General features: G+C 54.6%; 22 protein-coding genes and 1 riboswitch. Of the genes, 7 read left to right on the top strand and 15 right to left on the bottom strand.

Translation table 11 applies throughout. The annotated features are described in order from the left end of the window. Positions 1-45 precede the first annotated feature (45 nt). Complete coding sequence (locus ACR0L9_RS00760) at positions 46-669, bottom strand: glutathione S-transferase family protein (RefSeq protein WP_480894350.1); 624 nt, start codon at positions 667-669, stop codon at positions 46-48. 112 nt (positions 670-781) lie between these two features. On the opposite strand from ACR0L9_RS00760, the gene ACR0L9_RS00755 reads away from it, so the two are divergent. The 3 genes from ACR0L9_RS00755 (at position 782) to ACR0L9_RS00745 (ending at position 4736) form a co-directional block, all read left to right on the top strand. Beyond that, positions 782-1684: a LysR substrate-binding domain-containing protein gene (locus tag ACR0L9_RS00755; protein WP_170424855.1), complete on the top strand. Its 903-nt coding sequence runs from the start codon at positions 782-784 to the stop codon at positions 1682-1684. Between the two features lie 480 nt (positions 1685-2164). Beyond that, a complete protein-coding gene (locus tag ACR0L9_RS00750; RefSeq protein ID WP_480894348.1) occupies positions 2165-2875 on the top strand; it encodes a M48 family metalloprotease in 711 nt (236 codons plus the stop codon). Positions 2876-4112: 1237 nt separating this feature from the next. After that, entirely contained in the window at positions 4113-4736 is a 624-nt protein-coding gene (locus ACR0L9_RS00745; RefSeq protein WP_255611833.1) for a transglutaminase-like cysteine peptidase, read from the top strand. Positions 4737-4841: 105 nt separating this feature from the next. On the opposite strand, the gene ACR0L9_RS00740 is transcribed toward ACR0L9_RS00745, so the two are convergent. Continuing rightward, complete coding sequence (locus ACR0L9_RS00740; protein ID WP_480894346.1) at positions 4842-5525, bottom strand: energy-coupling factor ABC transporter permease; 684 nt, start codon at positions 5523-5525, stop codon at positions 4842-4844. 76 nt (positions 5526-5601) lie between these two features. Continuing rightward, positions 5602-5814: riboswitch (cobalamin riboswitch) on the bottom strand. A gap of 215 nt (positions 5815-6029) precedes the next feature. On the opposite strand from ACR0L9_RS00740, the gene ACR0L9_RS00735 reads away from it, so the two are divergent. Next, positions 6030-6692 (top strand): L,D-transpeptidase, encoded by a 663-nt coding sequence (locus ACR0L9_RS00735; RefSeq protein WP_480894344.1) that lies wholly within the window; start codon positions 6030-6032, stop codon positions 6690-6692. 41 nt (positions 6693-6733) lie between these two features. Here the strand turns inward: ACR0L9_RS00735 and ACR0L9_RS00730 are convergent, their stop codons facing one another. Beyond that, positions 6734-7006, bottom strand: coding sequence for a hypothetical protein (locus tag ACR0L9_RS00730; protein ID WP_170424852.1), 273 nt, complete (start codon positions 7004-7006; stop codon positions 6734-6736). 186 nt (positions 7007-7192) lie between these two features. On the opposite strand from ACR0L9_RS00730, the gene ACR0L9_RS00725 reads away from it, so the two are divergent. Beyond that, complete coding sequence (locus ACR0L9_RS00725) at positions 7193-9535, top strand: heavy metal translocating P-type ATPase (protein WP_480894342.1); 2343 nt, start codon at positions 7193-7195, stop codon at positions 9533-9535. A 192-nt stretch (positions 9536-9727) separates the two neighbouring features. Here the strand turns inward: ACR0L9_RS00725 and ACR0L9_RS00720 are convergent, their stop codons facing one another. The 8 genes from ACR0L9_RS00720 to ACR0L9_RS00685 all read right to left on the bottom strand — a co-directional run bounded on the left by ACR0L9_RS00720 (position 9728) and on the right by ACR0L9_RS00685 (position 16086). Beyond that, positions 9728-11623 (bottom strand): penicillin acylase family protein, encoded by a 1896-nt coding sequence (locus tag ACR0L9_RS00720; protein WP_480894340.1) that lies wholly within the window; start codon positions 11621-11623, stop codon positions 9728-9730. A 23-nt stretch (positions 11624-11646) separates the two neighbouring features. Then, positions 11647-11838, bottom strand: coding sequence for a hypothetical protein (locus ACR0L9_RS00715; RefSeq protein ID WP_170818853.1), 192 nt, complete (start codon positions 11836-11838; stop codon positions 11647-11649). Between the two features lie 76 nt (positions 11839-11914). Continuing rightward, positions 11915-13282, bottom strand: a complete 1368-nt coding sequence (locus ACR0L9_RS00710) for a peptidoglycan DD-metalloendopeptidase family protein (protein WP_480894338.1) — start codon at positions 13280-13282, stop codon at positions 11915-11917. Next, positions 13279-13905 (bottom strand): SCO family protein, encoded by a 627-nt coding sequence (locus ACR0L9_RS00705; RefSeq protein WP_480894336.1) that lies wholly within the window; start codon positions 13903-13905, stop codon positions 13279-13281. Before ACR0L9_RS00705 ends, ACR0L9_RS00710 begins: the two co-directional genes overlap by 4 nt. Beyond that, complete coding sequence (locus ACR0L9_RS00700) at positions 13905-14384, bottom strand: copper chaperone PCu(A)C (RefSeq protein ID WP_480894334.1); 480 nt, start codon at positions 14382-14384, stop codon at positions 13905-13907. Before ACR0L9_RS00700 ends, ACR0L9_RS00705 begins: the two co-directional genes overlap by 1 nt. A gap of 18 nt (positions 14385-14402) precedes the next feature. Further along, a complete protein-coding gene (locus tag ACR0L9_RS00695) occupies positions 14403-15062 on the bottom strand; it encodes a DsbA family protein (protein ID WP_480894333.1) in 660 nt (219 codons plus the stop codon). Continuing rightward, entirely contained in the window at positions 15059-15481 is a 423-nt protein-coding gene (locus ACR0L9_RS00690; protein ID WP_480894332.1) for a disulfide bond formation protein B, read from the bottom strand. The genes ACR0L9_RS00695 and ACR0L9_RS00690 overlap by 4 nt, the downstream gene beginning before the upstream one ends. Positions 15482-15486: 5 nt before the next feature. Continuing rightward, entirely contained in the window at positions 15487-16086 is a 600-nt protein-coding gene (locus ACR0L9_RS00685; protein WP_480763719.1) for an SCO family protein, read from the bottom strand. Positions 16087-16263: 177 nt separating this feature from the next. Between ACR0L9_RS00685 and ACR0L9_RS00680 the strand changes: the two genes are divergently transcribed. Together ACR0L9_RS00680 and ACR0L9_RS00675 are read left to right on the top strand one after the other, a co-directional pair. Beyond that, a complete protein-coding gene (locus ACR0L9_RS00680; RefSeq protein ID WP_170392752.1) occupies positions 16264-16692 on the top strand; it encodes a MerR family transcriptional regulator in 429 nt (142 codons plus the stop codon). Positions 16693-16789: 97 nt separating this feature from the next. After that, a complete protein-coding gene (locus tag ACR0L9_RS00675; protein WP_480894330.1) occupies positions 16790-17539 on the top strand; it encodes a transglutaminase-like domain-containing protein in 750 nt (249 codons plus the stop codon). Positions 17540-17546: 7 nt separating this feature from the next. Here the strand turns inward: ACR0L9_RS00675 and phnE are convergent, their stop codons facing one another. Genes phnE through ACR0L9_RS00655 form a run of 4 tightly spaced genes read right to left on the bottom strand, consistent with a single transcriptional unit; the run spans position 17547 to position 21770 of the window. Further along, entirely contained in the window at positions 17547-18290 is a 744-nt protein-coding gene (gene phnE / locus ACR0L9_RS00670) for a phosphonate ABC transporter, permease protein PhnE (protein WP_480894328.1), read from the bottom strand. Further along, positions 18290-19060, bottom strand: coding sequence for a phosphonate ABC transporter ATP-binding protein (locus ACR0L9_RS00665; RefSeq protein ID WP_480894326.1), 771 nt, complete (start codon positions 19058-19060; stop codon positions 18290-18292). The genes phnE and ACR0L9_RS00665 overlap by 1 nt, the downstream gene beginning before the upstream one ends. Then, positions 19057-19917: a phosphate/phosphite/phosphonate ABC transporter substrate-binding protein gene (locus tag ACR0L9_RS00660; protein WP_480894324.1), complete on the bottom strand. Its 861-nt coding sequence runs from the start codon at positions 19915-19917 to the stop codon at positions 19057-19059. The genes ACR0L9_RS00665 and ACR0L9_RS00660 overlap by 4 nt, the downstream gene beginning before the upstream one ends. Continuing rightward, on the bottom strand, positions 19917-21770 hold the full coding sequence (locus ACR0L9_RS00655; protein WP_480894322.1) for a cytochrome c peroxidase: 1854 nt from the start codon (positions 21768-21770) through the stop codon (positions 19917-19919). The genes ACR0L9_RS00660 and ACR0L9_RS00655 overlap by 1 nt, the downstream gene beginning before the upstream one ends. Positions 21771-21798 lie beyond the last annotated feature (28 nt).

Here is a 21798-nt window from a genome sequence, read left to right as displayed (position 1 = left end):
GATGATGAGACGGCGCTTCGTTCGCCTTCGCAAATGTCCATTGAACTACTCGGCAGCAAGACCAACGGCGGTGGCTGGCATCGCTTGAAAACCGGTCAGCGCTTCGAACCTTGCAATCCAGGCACGGACATTCGGGTACGGCGCGAGCGAAATATTCCCTTCTGGCGCATGGGCTGTGTAGGAATAGGCCGCAACATCAGCGATGGTCGGTTGATCACCAACAAGCCAGTCGCGACCGTCCAGCCCAAATTCCAGTTTTTGCATTGCTTTCGCGGCGGTTGCGGCTGCAAAGTCCTCGCCCAGAGGTGCGCCAAACACCGTAATCAACCTTGCTGCACATGAGCCAAATGCAATTTCACCTGCAGCGAGTGTCAGCCATTGCTGAACGTTCGCTTCTCCTACGGCATCACTTGGTATCCAGTCGGGTGCGTATTTGCGGGCTAAGTAAACTAATATTGCGTTTGAGTCGGAAATGACGGCGTCGCCATCTTCCAGCACGGGCACCTGTCCATTCGGGTTCATGGCAAGGAAGTCAGGCGTTTTGTGCTCACCAGCGGCGAGATCTACAAAGACAGCTTCATGGGCAATCCCTGCGAGCTTAGCAAAAACCAAAGCGCGATGCGCGTGACCTGATCTGGGGAAGTGATGAATACGAACCGGGTTTGACATTTAAGGGCTCCTGCTGGGGTTGGTCATTTACCAAAACAGATACGACTTGCACAATTGCGCGATAATCGTCAATTTTTGAGAAAGTTTAGGCCCTGAGGGGGCGGAATAAGCTATGGATAAGATTGACCGCATGCGAGCCTTTGCGCTTGTCGCAAAGAACGCCTCTTTCACACTTGCCGCACAGCGTATGGGACGATCCGCGCGGCAGGTTAGCAAATACGTCGCGGATCTGGAAGAAGCGCTAGGCGTTCAGCTTCTGAACAGAACCACACGCAGTGTATCCCTGACGGATGTCGGCGCCACGTATCTGGCGATGTGTGAACCACTTCTTGACGGGTTCGACGAGTTGGAAGAAACCGTCAGGAACCAACAAACGGCTTTACGCGGTGTCATCCATATCTCGGCTCCGACGGGATTTGGATCGGTGCGGCTCGCGCCTTCTCTTGCGGTATTCGCCGCACAGCATCCGGAAGTTGAAATCGACCTTCGTCTCTCGGATCGAAGGGTGTCAATTATTGACGAAGGTCTGGATCTCGCGATCCGCATCGGACCGATGAGAGACAGTTCACTTAGAGTACGCCAGCTTGGCCCAATGCCTTTGCTAGTCTGTGCATCTCCAGACTATTTGAAGCGCACAGGTATACCGGCGCATCCACGTGCACTGGAGACGTATGAGTGCATTTTAGACGGCAACATGACGGATCCTACGATCTGGCGCTTCGATTTAGAAGGTCGGGAAATTGCGGTCCATGTTAACGGTCGGCTTCGCGCCAATGCACCAGCAGCATCAGCACGGCTGGCAGCCACGGGAATAGGGGTTGCCCGTTGTCCGGCCTACACAGTTTCAGAAGCTCTAAAGACAGGAGAATTGGTCGAGCTCTTCGCCGAGAATCGCGTTACACCCTATGTGGTCGCCGCACTTTTTCCGCAGAATCGCCGACTAACGACCCGCGTGCGCGCCCTTATTGATCATCTTGCAAGCGACACGTCGCTTTGCTCTGACTTAAAGGGGTGATGAAGCAAAACCGTTAATCAAAAGCCGTTACGATGAGCAGCTTCCTTTGAAGCTCCTGCTTCCAGTATATCTTGAACAACTTACGCTTTAGGTTGAGACTTGCCGCCAATGCGACTTTTTGGGACGTCGACAGTAAGCCCATACTGGAAGCGTCCAAAGAACTGCGCGTGCGCTCGCAGAAATCCCTTCACCGCGAAGCAGATAGAATTCAAGCCGTTTCACAGTGGGAATAGGGGGAGATGTGTCGTTCAATGCGGTTCACGTCATTAGTTACAGGGTCGCGGATCAATTGGTCCTCCGATTCAAAGGCATTTGCGGTGCTTCCCGTTTTGGCGCCAGCTGAATCAGGATGCGCCTACGGACAATCTCCAGTGTTATTGAATAACAATCCACAGAGAAACTATTCTCGGATTTGGATGTAAGTGTATCGAAGATTACGATCTCTATTTCGGTATTCTCGTTCATTGGAAGGTTGTATTTATGAAGCGAACTGTATTGGTACTAGTTATTTTGATGCTGGCGGGATGCGTGTCATCCGTGCCTCCCCCCTCTGCACCCGTCCCAATATCAAGTCGCGTAAGCACCCCAGTCAATTCACAGCAGGCACAAGTAAGATTCCGTCAAGTCGCCTCTCGAGTTGAGCCCGTGGCAGAGCGAGAATGCCGCCGCCGTACAAAAGGTGCGAATTGCGATTTTCTGATCCGAATACATCCTAACAAGCAAGCACCCTCTAACGCGTATCAGAGTTTGAGCAAGTCGGGGCGCCCGGTAATAACAATGACGCAAGCCTTGATAAAAGATGTGAACAACACCGATGAACTTTCATTTGTTATGTCACACGAAGCTGCCCACCATATCCAAGGGCATTTGGCACGCCGTGCTCAAAATGCGGCAGCTGGTGCGATTATTTTTGCTGGTCTAGCAACAATCGCCGGGACTGGACCAAATGACATCGCCGCAGCACAAGACCTTGGAGCCTTTATTGGTGGTCGCAGCTATTCGAAGGACTTCGAATTGGAAGCTGATCGGCTAGGCACGGAGATAACTTACAAAGCAGGCTATGATCCACTCAAAGGTGCGCTCTATTTCGTACAAGTCCCTGATCCTGGTGATCGTTTTCTAGGGACGCATCCTCCCAATGCTCAACGATACTATGCAGTGCAAAACACAGTGGCTCAGATCGGTCGTTGACTAATTTGAGATCAGGTTCTGCACGACCGCAAAGCTTGAGATCGAGCATGCCATGATTCCGCGGCTGCAGAGAATGATCAACCTGACGCACCATGACGCAGCACCGTCATCGCCAATTCACCACAGCTGCCGGCCCTTCAAGTGGTCGGGCTCCTGGAATTGGAGAAACGGGTGCGCTATTACGGTTATCGCACTTGGCTGTGGCGAACGGGCTGTTTCAAACGTAAGTAAACAAGGTGCTTTGAATGACGGCTCTAATGACACACGCGATACTTCCGCGATGGCAGCGTTGTCTCCGCGAGCGAATACTGAGTCAGTAACAGCCGCTCCTGCATAGGGCAGCTTTGGTGCGCGTATCGCCACTTCAATCAATCCATGATCTCGCACAAGCACCGAGTGGAAGGTTCGACGGGCCGCGCTGCAGCATTCACATGTCGCGTTAAACGGCAGAATTGGGTCGGCTGTCATTTTTGCAGTTTAGCAATATGTAACAATCGAATTTGGTGGCGTTCATCCTCTCCGTCGCTTCCCTTTCTTGGACCAGCAGGATTTATGCAAACCAAACGCCCTAGACCGTCACGGGGAGGGCACTGCCCTCTCACTCGGGCAACCCTATCGGGCAGGGCCGAGGCCGCACCACCCTTATCGAATAGCCTCACCTCCCCCCGGCGTTCACCACATTGCAGATTAGCTGCGACAAGCTGCATCGCTGTCTGAACTGCAATTCAGCTCTGATTATCCGAAAGGGAAGCCGGATCAAACGAAACTGCCTGCGGTAGTCCTAAATGGTGGGTTTGGATTGAAGTATAATACTAAGGGTCATATTTAGTAGATGTCCGACTTCGAAGTTTCATCTGATTTCGAACATTCATTACAGTGTAGTCCGACTATGACGGTTGGGTAAGATAAGTGTGACCTTCAACAGGAAACTGTTCAACGTCACTGGCCTTAAACTCGATCGATGCCAAAACATAAACAAATCAGTGAATCGCGTCATCCAAATCCGCCACAAACCTCAAGCGTTTCTAACCCAGGACTACTAGCCGGCTTTCTTCTATGCCGCTGCAAGAATCTCAATTAAGCTCACCCATGCAATCACGACTTAAAACTGCGCGCTCGCGAACTTTGCTGCTCTGCATTTTAAATTGAATAAGCTGTTGTAATGCCTCGATGAACATAAAAGATTGAAATAGAGTTCTCTTGGCTCGGTAGCTTCAGATACCCAGGAGAAACGAGCATGGGGAAAGCAGATATGACAAAACCTACTTCCGCTCAGAAAAAACTTTCGGAACGGTTACCAGTTTATCTATCGTTGGCCTGTATCATATGCAGCTACCTTGTCTCCGCCGCTTCATTGCAAGCTTCTGAGCTTCCCTGGATCAAACTAGATAGAGAGGTTCAGGCGCCATCGGGTGCCAAATCACTCTGCAAAGATTATTCGTGGGCGTGCGCGAATACTCGTACTTCTGGTCTGCCAGAAGCGCAGGAGAAACAGATCGTTAAAGCGATTAACTTGCGCGTCAATCGGAGGATCCGCGCCGTTTCGGATCAAAACCAATACGGGACAAAGGAATACTGGACGCTACCAATGCAGGGGTCAGGGGATTGCGAAGATTTCGCTTTGCAAAAGAAGTTTGAACTAATGCAGAACGGCTTGGATCCTACGAAGCTACTTATTGCAACTGTCTTAGACACCAATCGCAGTGGCCATGCAGTTTTAGTTTATCGCTCGAGTGAAGGCGATTTGATTCTGGACAATGTCACCAACAGGATCAAATCGTGGAAGGAAACGAGGTATCTTTTCCTACGAATACAGGACCCAAATCACCCTGATCGTTGGGTACAGGTTTCTAGCGGCTAAAAACAATGTGGCGCGCCCTCGAGACGCGCCACAATAAAATTTTGGTCCTGCGACTATTGGTTGTTTCGCGGCAACCCAAGTTTAGGACACCGCTTCAAACTTTGGTCAAGCTTTCGCAGCGTTGTACAAACGCGGAGTCACCAGACCTGTACTGTTCAAACCGCGCATCGCCTTGGCTGCCGCAAGCACTGCCAGATCAGCAATCGGCTCAATGACGATTACCAGCATATAAGCGCCGCCAAAGGACAGAACCGACGCCATGGTTTCTGCGCCGAAACCCTGGCCGTAGAAGGCCCAGAACCCAACCCATGCGACTACTCCTCCCTGATACGTCGCACTTAGGGCAAGAGCTTGGCCATATTTGAGGTCAACATATGCTGTGCCGGGTGCGATGATGCGGCTGGCCAGTGCTTGTAGCGCAAACAGCGGCACCAGCAGAGTGGTCAGGTTGATGAAGTATTGCGGAAGATCGAACGGGGCAAAAAACACACCCTGAATCAGGAGACCAGCTGCCAATCCAAAAGCCGCGGGTGCAGCACCGAGAATCAGAAACAACGTCGACCCCAGGATGAAGTGGACTTCAGAGACACCAACCGGGAAATGCGGCAGGACTTCGAAGAAAAGGAAAACCCCAACGGTGGCGAGCACCGAGCGCATAACAAAAGATGCAGGTCCATTCGCACGCAATGTGGAAAACGTTTCTTTCGCTGCGTAAGTAGCCGCACCTGCGGCGGTAACATAGGAAAGCGCGATTTTGGCACCATTCACGATGCCCGGTTCGATATGCATGTTCTTTCTCCCTACCGCCTCACCCGGCGGCTTGTCAGGTTGAATCGACCGTAAGGCCGACAGGTTCAGTCTGGGCATAGCCCGGCGCTTTACGGCAGGTCTCCTGACTCGCGGGTGCTCGCTCCGCCAACCTTCCCGGTTCCATTACGAACCAGTGGTGTCTTGGCATCGCTCTCCGCTCACAGTTGCGGGGGCAGTTACGGAATTGGCGCAATTGAAAACACCGAACCGTATTCCCTTTTAATCCTTTTGGCTTCCGCCATCAGGAACCGAAAACAAATCACCGCTACAATGGCGGCTTCGCCTGTGTCAATTGTCTTTGCGACCTATTCCAATGTAAACTCGACCGAAGCAGGATTCACGCAACCGGTCACGTGATCAACTGGGTAAACCCAGCGTTACCTGAAACCTCTTGAAGCTCTAGCTGCTAGAGGCTTTAAGATTCGAATTAATTCGCGATAGTGCGATCCAAATACGTTAAACTTGTGAACCAGGACGAGACCTATGCTTACAAGGCGCCATTTCATTCAATCCACCACAGCGCTGTTCTCGGCGTCTGCGGCCAGTCCATTGATCGCCAAAACATGGCCAACCTCGTCGCAAAAGACCTATTGGGACAGCCAGGTCACGCCATTTGATTACGATCCAATGACCTCAAATCCGTGGGGTGTTCATGACCGTTTTTTACCAAGACGCGTCGCGGCAAATGATGGTTTGGTTCCAGGTGACATCCATGTGGATGCCGTCGCGCGCTATCTCTATCATATCGAAGAAGGCGGGACCGCAATGCGCTATGGCGTAGCGATCGCGCGTGGGAATCTTTACGAGCCCGGCACCTATGTTATCCGCCGAAAGGTCGAATGGCCACACTGGACACCAACCGCTTCAATGATCGAGCGCAACCCCGAATACGCGGAATTCCGGAATGGAATGGAGCCCGGGCCGAATAATGCTCTCGGCTCTCGTGCCCTTTATCTATACGTTGGAGACCGAGACACATATCTCAGAATTCACGGCACGCCTGAGCCAAGAAGCATCGGCGGTCGCGCAAGTTCTGGATGTGTGCGAATGATCATGGCTCATATCAATGACCTCTACCCAAACGTGAAAACCGGCTCGACCGCTTTCCTATACTCTGCCGAAGATAGCGTCACAGCCCGCTCATGAATATTGGGCAGCGTACATGGACGTCGCTGCCCTCATTTCGATCAGGCGTCGCGCGCAATGCAGATCGGAGCGCCATTCGTCGCGCGCAATGGTACCAATGTCGTCTCGACGGGTCCGCTGTGCTCATACCAAAAGCAATTGTCTTCGGGCAGGAGGCGCGCTGTGGTCAAATCCTGCGCCGGCCCTGCCAGCGCTACGACCGAATCTGGCACGTTGCCTGGTTCAAATGCTTTGCTTTTGGCCCCAGTGAACTGGGCTGAGCAACCAGCCGTAATCGAGACTAACGTGATGGTAATTGCGATCCGTTTCTGCATTGATCTATTCCAAATTTTTTGCGTCATCTGCAATTAGATTGCATCCACACGGCCGGCCCGCAAGACGAAATGAACTAACAATATCGCAGGCCAAGAACCCGGATGAAAAAAATATAAAAGGTATTGAAGCTCTAGTTACTGTAGGAACTATTTACAAAGGACCATAGAGATTCTTGAGGTCCAATCATGTCATCCGATACCCATAGCCACGACCATGGCCACGAAAACAAACATGGTCACCACGCATGCGGTAGTGGCGGGTGTGGCGACATCGCCCCCGCCGGTCCGATTCCCGAAGGTGGCAGAAGCTTTCAGGTCTCTGGCCTCGATTGCGCCGAAGAGGTTGCGATCCTGAACCGGGTTATCGGCCCGAAAGTTGGTGGTGAAGAGCATCTCGCATTTGATGTGATCAACGGTCGGATGACGCTTCTTGAAAGTGCTTCCAAGTTATCTGACGAAGATGTCATGATGCTGGTTGCCAGTACTGGTATGACCGCCAAACCATGGGATGACGGAAATGCCGCCCAGGACCAGGCGGCGCATATTGCACGTCAGCGGCGGTTCACCACTCTTAGCGGAGGGTTTTGGGCAGCGGGTTTTGGCTGGCACATTTTCGAAACCGGCATGGGCGGTGCGCTCGGGCTGTTCTCGGGACATGGTGAGGTTCCGATGCCTTTGCCCGAGGCAGCTTTGTTCGCGGTCGCGATCTTGTTTGGCGTCTGGCTGGTGGCCCCTAAGGCCTGGTCTTCGGCGCGTCGACTTTCGCCGGATATGAACCTTCTGATGGTTGTTGCCGTCGCTGGTGCCATCGCTCTGGGTGAGTTTTTTGAAGCGGCAACTGTAGCATTTTTCTTCTCGCTCTCTCTTTATCTGGAAAGCTGGAGTGTCGGACGTGCTCGGAACGCGGTATCCGCGCTGCTTGATCTGGCCCCCCCGACGGTTCGGCTGGTTCGTGCTGACGGTTCTGAGGCAACGGTCCCGGCGGCGGATGTCTTTGTCGGCGACAGCTTCATCGTTCGGGGTGGGGATCGCATTCCACTTGACGGGGAAGTCATCGAAGGGGCTGGTGCCGTTGACCAGGCTCCAATCACAGGTGAAAGCGCGCTGATTCCCAAAGAGCTGGGTGATGAGGTCTATGCCGGCACAATCAATGGTGAAGGCACCCTCAAAATACGTGCGACGAAAACAGCGTCAGACACCGTGCTTGCCAAGATCATCCGGATGGTCGGTGATGCTCATGCTCGCCGTGCGCCGGTTGAGCAGTGGGTTACAAAATTTGCGCGGATTTATACGCCCATCGTTATGGTCGTCGCAGTGGCCATCGCCCTGATCCCACCGCTTGTATTTGGCGCATCGTGGGGCTTCTGGTTTTACAATGCACTTGTTCTGCTGGTTATCGCCTGCCCTTGTGCACTCGTCATTTCCACACCGGTTTCCATCGTTGCGGCTTTGACCGCTTCGGCACGGGCCGGGGTCCTGATTAAGGGCGGTGCCTATATTGAAGCCCCCGGGCGTACCACCGCACTGGCCATGGACAAGACCGGCACGATCACCATGGGAGAGCCTGAAGTCGCCAATGTCTATCCGCTGGGCGACGCATCCGAGCAGAAGCTGTTGGCGAACGCTGCCAGCCTTGAGGTCCGCTCGTCCCACCCGCTGGCCCGTGCCATTTTAACCAAGGCGGAACAGACCGACATTTCGGTTTCGGCGGCTGACGATATCCAGACCGTTCCCGGTCGGGGTCTGGAGGGCCGAACCGAGCGCGGAGGTATCTGGCTTGGCTCTGACCGCTTCGCTGTAGAGAAGGGCTTTGGCGCGTCCATCCCTGTCGAATTGCGCAACCAAATCGAGAGCGCGGGAAGCACACTTGTGGTTGTCGGAGATGAGAACGGAGTCACCGGTTTGCTTGAGCTGCGGGACCGCATTCGCCCCGAAGCCAAGAACATCGTTGCCCGGCTTCACGCGCAGGGCGTGAAGTCAATCATCATGCTGACTGGTGACAACGAACAAACAGCGAGAGCGGTAGCAGCCGAAGTCGGCATCGACGAAGTCCGGGCCCAACTTCTGCCGGAGGACAAAGTCGCTGCGATTGAGGAACTGGCAGAACAGCACGAGATGGTTGCGATGATCGGCGATGGCGTCAACGACGCGCCTGCTATGGCTCGGGCACATTATGCAGTTGCGATGGGTGCAGTTGGGTCTGATGCGGCGATTGAGACCGCAGACATTGCTCTGATGACTGATGACATCGGCAAAGTACCCTGGCTGATCGATCATTCACGTCGAACCATGTCGATCATCCGTCAGAACATCGGCTTCTCACTTGCGACCAAAGCACTGTTTGTGACCCTTACCGGTTTTGGATTGGCATCAATGTGGGGTGCAATCGCCGCAGATGTCGGAGTGTCCTTGCTGGTCGTGGCTAACGCCTTGCGGCTTCTGAAAGCCTCGGAGGGTAACATACACTCAACAGGAACAGAAACCGTTGGAACGCCAGGTGAAAATGCTGAATTGGCGCATGGGCAGTAATCAGGCGCGCGGAACCTAAGATCGCGTGTGCTGTGGGATGCCCATTGAAATCAGCATCCCACAGCCGATTTCCGCAATCTATCACTGTGGCGTGGTGCCCGATATATCAATCAGTCCTGGGCTTTGTGTGGCATTTCATCCTGAAGATGAGGGACATTGACACTGATCTGGCTTCCCGGAGCCGCACTTTAATCAGTCAACTTCATCCTGAATGAGGGGGGTTAGTTTGGATCGCCCCACTGCCCCACCCTCTGCTACTGCCAGATCCATTGCCATCATCCTGTAATCACCGCGCATCCATGAAGAAAACAAGTTCTTGTAGAACCGCGAAAGCGGGTGTCCCGACTGCCCGGATGGTGTCAGGAAAAAGAAGCCTTTGTCTTCTGAAACAGACATGACGGCCTGAAAATTCGTGCCGATATTTGTTGCAAACGGTTTTTCGTCAGACATCCCGAATGGAGACGAGAGCAATGAATAAGGTCCTCCGGACTTCGGTTCCCGCACAGATAACAACCCATTGAGGAATCCGGCTGGGCTAACCGCAGACCAATCCAGATTCACAATGTGTTCAGCTCCCCAGCTCCACGAAGAAAGGTCGGGACCGTAGCGCTCGGTTATCCAGACGAGCGCATCGTCGAGTGCGAGAACGATCCACTCGTCGCAGGTTTCGACACGAGTTGAGGTGCGATTGTCACACCACATCGCGGCCTCGTCTCTATTTGAAAGAACCGCGGCAAGAAAATATGGATTCGGATTTGTCCACAAATCACGCGCCGCAGGAAATTCATCCTGTAGAAATCGGCGTTGCAAAGCACGCGCCCATGCCCAGAATATTAATGGCTCCGGTGAAAAACGATCCATTTCACCGTTCCATTCAGCCAAGCGGTTCAAGGCATCCTGTCGGATTCCATTGAGCGGGTCGTCGGTTGCGGGGATCATGGGTGCAGAACGCCACAAGTCCGCCGCCATCAGAGGCAACAAGCTACGCGCTGCCGAACTAACGGTATCTTGTTGTACCGCCATAACACCATCAACTGAAAAAACGCGTTGGCGCGCATCAAGTTCTGTGAGCCGTTGCTGCCGAAGCAGGATTGCATCTTCATCGGAGATGCCCGGCCAGGTCATGACGTCTTCTTTGTCAATAACGACGGTCTCCAACCCGAACAGAGGCATTTCAGAGATCAACTTCACGGCGTCTTTTGCGGTGACTACCTGTGTCAGTCGGTAAAGAGTTCTCAAAAAGATATCGCTATCTACCCGTTCGGATGTGCCGTTTTGCAATTCAGGTTGCCCGGCATTTGAGTCCAAGGCCCAAGCAACGTCATTTGAACGACCCAGAACAACGAACGGAACGCCGGGCAAAGTCACCCCTGCTACTGCCCCCGAGGGAAATTGAAGATCAGCCATGTACCAGGTTGATGGGAGCGAAAGCGGCCCGCTAGTCTCGACCGCGAGAATTGGGGAATTGGAAACCGTTCGTTCACTGGTCAATGCCCAGGCACCCAGCCGAGCTTTTGGCGTGCTCTTGAGCAATCCAGGTGTTTTCGGTCTGTCGCCTGGAATTGACGCGCCGCCACTCTCGGCCTGCCGCAGATTGCCTAAGAATTGTTGAGTTATTCTGAGACTATCCTCTGGCCGCCAGGCCATGATGGTCTTTTCATCGTACAACAACAGTTCTGGTGCCCCCCGGCCACGCCGGTCTTTTGACACCTCCCCGATCCAGGCATTGACGCCAGCTGCATAGGCAATCAGCATTTCGGACAAAACTGGATCCATATCGCGATATCGCGGAACCGGCACTTTGCCCGAAGCGGACCGCCGTTCCCTTAACATCTGACCCAATCGATCCTGCGCATGAACGAAACCAAGTGCAAAATAGGCATCGGACGGGGATGAAGCCGAGATATGTGGGATCGCCATAGAGTCCCTCAGGACGTCCACAGAATCTTTCAAACCCTCTAACCTAAAATCTTCCTCATAGTCCGGAAGAGAAGCCAGCATGAGATATGTAGCCGTGCTGAAACAGACAGTAGCGATGAACAGGGCTGCCAGAACCAACCCAAGCACAATCCTGAGCAGCGCTTTCAATTTCAACCACCAATCGGATCAGCCTAGGAAATCAGACGCACAACTGCGATCGACATAAAGAACGCAATCAGGCCACAAACGATGGCATATCCTGCGGCGTACTGAAGAATATCAAGGCTGTTGCCATTCCGGCGCTTTGCCAGGACCCCACCCCAAACGGCGCCAACCAAGGCACCCGCGATTGCCATCATCTTACATCCTCTGATTTTGTTCATTTGCGGTGCAGTTCACTTCAGGCGTTCAAACCGTCAAACTGATAGCCGCGCGTCTGAAGGCGTTCTGAAAGAACTCTCACGAGTTAACTTCGCGTTTCTTGGCAGTGAGATCGCCCAGCTGCTTCTCAAGCTGTGCCCGTGCACTACTTAATCGCTTTTGCGCTGCTTCGTTTTCTACCTTGTCATTCGCAGCGGCAGCAAGTCGATCGTCAGAAAGCGGGTCTGTCGGGCGCCCGTCGACCAATACTTCATAATGAAGATTTGGGCCGGTCGCGGTGCCGGTCGACCCGACACGACCAACCACCTGGCCCGCCTCCACGCGCTGACCTTTGGTCAGACCATCGGCGGTTGCGCTAAGATGCGTGTATCGCGTGACCGTATCCGATCCATGAGCGATTTCGACCACACGCCCATACCCCCCGCGCCAACCAATATAAGACACGCGGCCCGGGGCCGTCGCATGCACCGGAGTACCACGTGCGGCAGCAAAATCGACACCTGTATGCATCCGAACATTTCCGTAGACCGGATGTTTTCGCCGACCAAAGACTGAACTCAGGCGCGCGCCCTCGACTGGCTGCGAGAAGACGCGAAGAAGCTCACCATCGACATAGATTGTGGCGCGGCCATTTTCGGCATCTGGCCATGCTATTTCATAAAGTTGGTCATCAACTTCCAGCGCCGCAAAAATGAGTTCTGGCTGGCCTGTTCTCTCGCCATCGATGCTCTTTTCGCGCCAGAGAAGACGGAGAGCTTCACCACCTGTCAGGTCCCTCCGAAAATCCACTGTCCCGCTCAGCATCTGCGCCAGATCCACCGCAAAGCGAACCGGGATCTTTGCGCTACTCAGCGCATTTGAAATCGAAGTTTCGATCTCTGTTTTGCGGGCCAGAATGACGGTGTCGGGTTCTGGCGAGACCACGCGCGTGGACAACGTTTCGCTAAGTATCACCTCGATTCTTACACCATCTTCCACCGCAAGCTCCACGCTCTGCGGTTGATCCGCTGCGGTTGTAACGACTGTTATCGAGTGGCCCGGGCGCAAACGCTGCAAATCATATTCAGCGCCAAGCGCAAGGGCGATTTCGGCCCGATCGGTTGCGTTGATCCCGGCTTTAGACAGCAAACTGTCGAGCGTGTCACCCAACGCAAGTTCGCGCGTCCATGTCCGTGAAGGCGGTTCAACAGGTGGCAAAGGTTCCTCTGCCTGAATGGGTTCCGGTTGAGCAGGTCGAAACGAAACGGGGCTTGGAGCGAGTTCTGCTGATGGTACGTTCAGCAACGGAGCCGATGTGATCTGCGGTTCCGCAGGAAGCTTGGGCACCGGAAAGACCGTGGGCGCAGGCGCCGTCACTTCAGACCGGTTCGAGGCAATGAACACGATCGAAGCAATTGAGACGCTGCTGATCGCAATTGCCGAGGTTGCTAGAAACCGTGCGTTCATGATGTTTTATCCGCTCCACTTTTCAAAGCACGACGGATCTTGGGCACAGCGAATTCTCTCTGCTCATGATAGTCGATGGTGCTGACAAATTCGCCTGTGGGGCTAAACAGAAATACACTTGCAGTGTGGTTCATTGTGTAGTCGCCATCTTCCATTGGAACTTTTTCATAAGTGGCGCGAAAATCGTCTGCGGCCTGAGCGATTTGGTCCGAAACGCCGACCCACCCACGGACAGCGGGATGAAAGTAGCTGACATAGTCGGCCATAGCTTCGACTGTGTCTCTTTCAGGGTCTACGGTTATGAACACGACGTTCAATTCATCCGCGTCATTGCCCAGATCATCCAGCCAGAGGGAAATATCCGAAAGTGTCGTCGGGCAAACATCCGGGCAGTAGGTAAAGCCGAAGAACGCCATTGTTGCACGTCCGACGAGCGATTGCGGGGTGACGGTGCTCCCTTCGTGATCAACCATGCGAAAGTTCATGTCTGACAACGCAAGGGGACGAAAGCGATCAGATTGAGCCGCTCCCGGCCCATCCACTTGCCACCATCCGGCAAAGAGTGTCAGGCCGATTGCACCGAGTCCAGCAGCCCCGAATGTGAGAACGCGTCGCCGCTGCATCAGTTCTCGGGGCCTCGCGCAGCAATACCAAATATCGGCACGTTGACGGTCTTTTCTGTGCCATCGGCAAAGATCAGAGTCAGCGCAAAACTCTCGCCTTCGGTCATAGGGCGTTGCAGCCGCATGAGCATAGCGTGGAGCCCGCCCGGCTCAAGCTCTACGGAACCACCCGGCGCAATTTCCAGCTCGCCAGCTGGTGCCATGGAACTGACGCCCTCTGCATTGGTCGATGTCTGATGGATCTCGGGCATCATCGCAAGATCGGTGCGGATAGACGTCAGCGTGACGGCCTCATTGCCGGTGTTGCTGATCGTCATGTAAGCGGCGCCAGGTCGGTTGGTGCCAATTGAAGCGCGCGACCAGGCATCTTCAACGACAACATCGCCGCCCCCTGCCAGTACAGGTGCCGATAGAATGGCAGTGGTGCCGAATGCGGCAAGCACACCTGCCAGAAGTGTATTTTTTGCAGTGAGTCTCATAGTACCTCTCGCTACTGCTCAGCTTTGCAGTGCTGCTACTTCTGCAGCGACCAGGCGTCTCAATTCAGCCTCACCAAACGGATCCAGAGATTTGCCATTGACGAAGAATGTCGGAGTTTGCCTTATACCGACCGCTTCGACATCAGCGCGATCCTGATTGAGCACACCGACTGTCTGGGGTGCGAGCATTTGTGTCTGCGCTGCCTCGGCATCCAGTCCCGCTGCTGCTGCAATTCGAATAATAAGACCAGGCTCAGGCGCACCATGCGCGGCCCATTTGGGCTGCTCTCGCAGCACAGCTTCCAGGACCGGTTCAAAGACCCCCTGCATGCGTGCCGCTTCAAGCACGCGGATCGCCTCCTCTGAGCCTTCGCCATGGAAAGGAGTGTACCGGATCACAACGCGCACGAGGTCTCCATGCTGTGCCATAATGTCCTTCACGACCGGATGAAAGGCACGGCAGGCTTCACAAGCCGGATCGAAAAATTCGACGATTGTAACCGGTGCGTCTTTAGGGCCGAGAACAGGCGAGTAAGAACGGATAAGTGTTTCAGCGATTTCGGGTGCGACAGGCTCGGTATTGCCTGAAGCAGTCGTTCGGTTCACGTACCAGGCGGCGGCCCCGAATCCGGCCCCACCGAGCGCGAGAACGGACAAGATCATGCCACGTCTGTTCATACTTGTTTCTCCTTGAGTGAAAGAGCACATAAAGCGCCGATCAGCGCAAACGAAACGAGCGCCATCAGCGGAATCGGGATGCCCAAAACAGTTTGATTTGCATCCATGCAGGACGGACCGCTGGCCGAGCATGGTTGGATTTTTTCGGGGATTAGACCAGCATACAGGCCCATGTGCCACAAGGCGACAGCAGCGCCCCCCAATGCCAGTGCTATTCCGTAGCGGCCCACGTTCTGGTCCTGCCACCACAGGCCAAGCCCCAGTACGATCGCCAATGGGAACATGAACGCACGCTGGAACCAGCAAAGCACACAGGGCTTCTGCCCCAAGATCTCTCCAATGAACAGAACAGAAAGAGACGCAACCAGGGCAATCGTCCAGGCCAGGGCAAGAAGTGTATCTTTGGAAAACCGGGTCATGGTGCTCAGAGTCTCTGTTTCAGATCCGCAAGAATTTCTTCGGCAGGCGTGCCATATGACCAGGACTGAACGAATCCAGCGTCCTTGTTGAACAGAAACAGATGAGAGGTATGCCCCATCGTATACCCGTCCGGTGCAGTAGCTTGTTCGATCCGTTCGTAGAAAATCGGAAAGGTCTTGGACGTCTCCGCAATCTGTTCCGGCGTGCCTGTAAGCCCAATGATCCCCGCATCGAAAAGTGGCACATACTCGGCCAGCACGGCCGGAGTGTCGCGCTCGGGGTCGATGGATATGAAGATAGGTTGCACTTGGGTTGATTGATTTCCCAGACCTTCCTGCACTGCTGCCACCTCGGACAGTGTTGTAGGGCAAACGTCGGGGCAGTTGGTGAAACCGAAAAACACCAACATCCACTTGCCTGCAAAGTCGTTCTGGGTGCGGACAACACCAGAGTGATCTGTCAGTTCGAACCTGGCTTCGAACGGAACAGACCCCTCCTCAATCCGCGCAGGTCTATATTCTGACCACAGCATCAGATAGGCAAATGCCGCCGTTGCGACACCAGCCAGTACCCATAAGATTTTTTGAAATACGGTCAGTTTCAAAGTTAGCCGTCCGCCTGTGATTCTTGGTTCAGAACGGCATGTACACCCTCTACCTGCTAGAGGTTCAAAGGGGATTTTGAGCCTGCGGCTGGGTGTCACAGGTCCAACGTCTGGAAGGTGCTATTGTGCGGCGTCAACCCGAGCCTACATAAGCTGTAGCTTTGTAAGGAGACCCAGATGCTGACGATCGGTACGCTTGGAAAAAAGACCGGAACCAAGGTTCAGACGATCCGCTACTACGAGCAGATCGGACTTATGCCGGAACCGGGGCGCACCGAAGGTGGCCAGCGGCGTTATGGCCATACCGAACTGGATCGCCTGGCTTTTATCCGTCACGCCCGCCAACTGGGGTTTTCGCTTGAGGCGATACGCGAACTGCTTGATTTGTCCGACGATCCGGATCGCCCATGTCATGAAGCCGACAGTATTGCGCGCCGGCAACTCAAACAGATTGAGCAAAGAATGGCGCGGCTGGAAGCGTTGCGAACCGAGCTGGAGCGCATGGTGCATGAATGCAGTGGCGGCAACACTTCGGATTGTCGTGTACTCGAAGTTCTACGCGATCATTCCGAATGTCTTACTGATCACGAAGACATCGGCGCGTAACCCTGGGTAGCGTTGTTGCGAACTGGAATTAGCCCCTTGAAGCTATAGTCACTATAGCAATTACAAGTCTTTCTGAGTTGATTCGACGAGAGACCAAATGCTGAACCGAGACCCGTTGTTAACCGCCACACCTCTGCTTGATTTTGAAACACCCGTAATTTTGGGACTCATTACGGAACGGCGCTGGCCCGATCTGCCTATCTCGGATCGAATTGGCGCTATTTATGATTTCGTGCGTAACGAGATTGCCTTTGGTTACAACCGTGCTGACGATATCCCGGCATCAGAGGTGCTCGCCAACGACTATGGGCAATGCAATACCAAGAGCACGCTTTTGATGGCACTGTTTCGCGGCAGCGGTATTCGATGCCGTTTGCATGGCTTTATGATCCACAAAGAGTTGCAGAGGGGTGTGGTCCCCGAATTGATTTATCCGCTGGCGCCAGAAGAAATCTTGCATTCGTGGGTCGAAGTTGAAGTAGGCGATCGTTGGGTCAACCTCGAAGGATTTATTCTGGATCAGCCATACCTGGAGGCGTTGCAGCGTAACTTTGCAGAAACAGAAAGCCTGTGCGGTTACGGGGCGGGCACCGGTTGTTTGAGCGACCCTCAGGTCGAATGGGAAGGTCGTAACACATACATTCAGAAAACCGGCATCGTGCAGGATTTTGGCGTTTTTGATACTCCGGATGCGTTCTATGCTGACCATGCGCAAAGTTTCGGGAGCATTCGTGGTTGGCTCTATCGCTTCATATTCCGTCACTGGATGAACGCGCGCGTACGTTCCCTGCGCAATGGGAAGCTGAAGGCTCGAATGGCCGCTACGCATACACACGGAAATGCATAGCGGGGCTTCAACTGAAGCGCTTTTGCAAGGCCGTATTCAGTGCCTCTGACAATAAAACCAAAACGATGATTGCCAACGTCACGGTCGCAGCCTTTTCATACTGAAACGACCGTACGTAGGTTTGTACATACAACCCGATGCCACCGGCACCGACAATGCCCAGTATCAGGCTTTCGCGCAGATTTAGCTCAAACCGAAATACGGTATCGCGCATGATCACAGGCGCCATCTGCGGCCAGATTGCCCAACGCAACTGTTGAATTCTGTTGGCCCCTGCGCTTTCAAGCGCCGCCACAGGAGCGGTGGCAACATTGTCGATGGCTTCTGCATAGAATTTTGCCAACATGCCGGTCGCGTGAAATGTGATTGCCAGTATACCGGGAAGCGGGCCCAACCCAACAGCGCCCACCATTAGCATAGCGACCAGGATCAGCGGGATCGACCGGATAATCGCAAGCAAGGCACGGACGGGACGCCAGATCGCTGTTGGTACCATAGTTTCAGAGGCCAAAACGGCCAGTCCCGCCGACAGGATCACGGCGAACAATGTTCCCAGAATGGCGATCCTCAGTGTCTCCGCCAGCCCGGTCAGAACCTCGCGCCAAACGGACAGGTCAGGTGGGATCATACGCCCCAAAAACTCTGCCAGACGGGGCCCTGCGCCTGGCAGCTTGCCCAATCCCATATCCCCGCTGGTCAGCGACCACAGGATCGCCAGCACCAGCATGACCCAAATGACGGATCGACCCATCAACTGACTACACGCAGCCCCGATGTGACACCGGCACCGTGATACAGTTCATCGATGTCCCCGCTGGTCAACTGAGCCGAAGGTTTGTCGAACAATACCACGCCATCTCGCAGGCCTATGATGCGCTCAGCAAAGCGGCGTGACAGGTCGGGCTGATGCGAACTGAAAATGACGCCGATTCCACGGCTACGTGCAGAGCTTGTGATCAGGCTCAGAATGCGTTCGGCGTGAGCAGGGTCCAAATTGCTGACGGGCTCATCCGCAAGGATCAACTCGGGTTCTTGTGCCAGACATCTGGCAATCGCAACGCGCTGCCGTTGTCCACCCGACAACTGATCGGCACGGCGGCTTGCCAGATCGGACAGCCCCGTATCCTGAAGCGCCTGTGTCACGCACATATGGTCCTCTTCCCGGAACCGACCCCAGAGTGAGGACCAGATATTCATCCGGCCCATCCGGCCGTTCATCACATTCTGATAAACACTCTGCCGATCAACCAGGGCGAATTCCTGGAAGACAAAGCCAGTATTGGCACGGTCCTCGCGGGATGGAATCCCAGTTGCCAAAAGTGGCTTGCCCAGCACCTGTGCCTCGCCCTGCCATCCACTCAAACGACCATCCAACAACGCCAGCAACGTTGATTTGCCCGCACCCGAAGGACCCAGTAGCGCGACGCTTTCACCGGGCTGCACCGACAGCGAAACATCTGAAAGAGCTGCCGCACTGGCAAAGTGCTGCGATACCGCGTTGAGTGAAACTATAGGGTTCATTTCAGAAACCCATAGCGCCGCGCAGTCTCGCGCACGCCTTCGTAAACCGAAGGATCAGCAGGAAGATACCCGTCCGGGCCATAGAGGTAAGCCAGCAGATGACGGTTCTCACTCTCGTTGAGGCGCAGCATGGTTTTAATGAACTTCGCCTGCAGCCCGGCGTCCAGATCAGGGCGGGCAATGATTGCGTGGCTGGGAATTTGTTCTGATTCCGCCAGCACCTTGACCTCGGCCTGCTGATCCGGAGTCAGATAGAGATCGGCATACTGGCTCGCACCCGCCGCATCGACCAGCCCATTGGCCATGGCCTGCATCGCTTGCTGATATCCGCCAGCAAAGAATTTTTGCCCGAAAAAGCTGTCGGCATCGCCCGTGCCCGAGAACAGCCCGGCGCGCACAAACAGATCAAGGGGATAGATGTAACCGGATTCCGAGACCGGATCGGAAAAAGCGATGTCACGTCCCCGGAGATCTGCCAGCGTTTCGATTCCGCTGTCACGCCGCACGAAGACCCGGCCCGAATAGCTGGGTTGCCCGCGATAAACCTCGGACAATAGCGGTACGGCGCCGATCTGGTCTTCGGCCAACACAAAGGGCAACGCTCCCATGAACGAGATATCGGCATCACCGTTGCGCAGCGCCTCAACGGCAGCAGCGTGGTCGAACGTGACAAACCCCGTGACCGGAACGCCCATCTGCTCTGAAAGCCAGCCAGTGATGACGTTGATGTCACCCAACAGCTTTTCGGGGTTCTCCTGCGGGATGAAGGCCAGTTTCAGCCCCTGATCAGTTGCAGCCATTACGGGCAGGGCTGCAGTTGCGGCTGCTGCGACCAGAAAATTGCGGCGCGACAACATCAGAACATCCTCTCGTCAATTTCGGCCTGCATGGCCTTGAACAGTTCCCACTGGCGGGTGGATTCGGTCCAGTTTCCTTCGGCGCTGGCATCGCCAACCGCCCGCAGGATCGCGGCGAATTCGTAGATTTCGGGCTTGGCGTTCTGATTGACCATGACACTGGCATCCGCGGCCAGATCAGGAGCGACCGTGTCGATCAGAACCGCTATGTTTTCGGCATCCTGCATCGGCAGCAGGGTATCGAGCGTGCTGGCGAATGTCGTCAGCTCCTCCCAGGACAAGCGGAATACGCTGTTGCGACCCTCGAATACTTGATAGGGTTCTTCACCGTCTCCAACAGCTTCGACGTAGGCCGTCAGGTCTGCGCGCTGTGCTTCGTCCAACCCTAAATTTTTGGTGTCATTGAACCAGTCAACAACGCTGGCCAGCGTCGGCAGCGATCCGTCATGCATGTAAGGTGCAGTGAAATTGACGTTGCGCAGTGTCGGGGTTTCGAACGCGGTAGCCGTGCCGCCGGGGAATGGTGGTTCCGCGCTGCCGATGTCGTAGGTCAGACCATCGCGGAACTGACGGTCAGGCGTGTGACACGAAGCGCAGGACTTGTCACCAAGTCCTGCAAATTTGGTGTTGAATAGCACCTCCCCGCGCTTGGCGTCATCTGACGCCAGATCGGTCAGCTTACCGGACCGATCGATCTTTGGGTTGGGAAGAAAGTCGAACTGTTTGACATAGGCTTCCAGCGCGTCCAGTTGGAACGGCGTTGGTTCCTTTCCGGCGAATTCAGTCACAATCACATTTCGGATGAACCGGCGCAGGCTGGGTTCGCGGCCGTCGCGGCCATAAGGTGCGGTAAAGCGGATGCCGCGCATGGAAGGCGTATCCAAGTGATCATCGGTCCGATCATTGAACATTGGATTGAAGAACGAACCGTCCACATCCATCCCACCCGGATGGGATGACAGGCCGGGAATGAAGAAATCCCGGTTCACGTCGGAGCGGTTGTGGCAGGTCGAGCAGGCGATGCCTAACTCGCGCGCCGGGCCGCCGAAGATTTCAGGGCTGTCGAACAGCATATCGCCATAGGCCACCAGCGGTAGATTGGCTTCATCCTCACCCGCCTCTTCAAACTGAAGAACCAGCCGCGGCAGCTGCGCCTGATCTCCGATGTTCGACCCTGGCGGCAGCGTGGCGGGCATTGTGATTTGTTCGCCGGAAAGCACAACTGTTTCAGGCAGCGGTGTTAACTTGTCGCGTTGGGCATACTCGGATGGCAGATAGTTGGCACGAATATAGGCAGCGACAATGGCCTGAGCCTCCGCAAATTGGTCGGCATCCACCGTTTGTGCACCATTGCCCAGTACTCCTGCGCTGCCAAGGGTGGAGTTCAGAACCAGCCATGCCCGGCCCAGATCGCGAGCCGCCGACGCATCCGCAGCCTTGATACCATCTTCGAATGCGCGGAACAGAGCTGCCGCTTGTGCAACCTCGCGTGCCGCTTCAGGCTGACCCAACGCGGTCTTTGCGACATCCAGATGGCGCAGGATTCCCTCAGCAATGGCAATTGTGCTTGCTTCGAACAGCGCCTGGAGATCTTCGGCTTGCATAGCTTGGTTGATCGCAAGCGCCTCTTTGTCGGAAACGCGTGACAATGGAGCGACCTGAATGTCACTGCCAGGTGCGGGCGAGGTCCAACTCCTCTCAATTTCATCCCAGGGAACCGGGGTTAGATTTCCCATGAACAAGGTCAGTCGATACGCGGCAGCGCGCGGAGCCCAAGGAGATTCTTCAATCGCCGTGGCATCGGCGATCACTGGCAATGCGCAAAGAAGTGTGGACGCTATTAGATATTTCATAGCTCTGTCTATTAAAGTTAGCCTTGTC

Source organism: Ruegeria sp. I3 (assembly GCF_056532525.1).
Note: the sequence above shows the minus strand (reverse complement) of the source record. Positions and strands in the feature narration are given on the sequence as shown.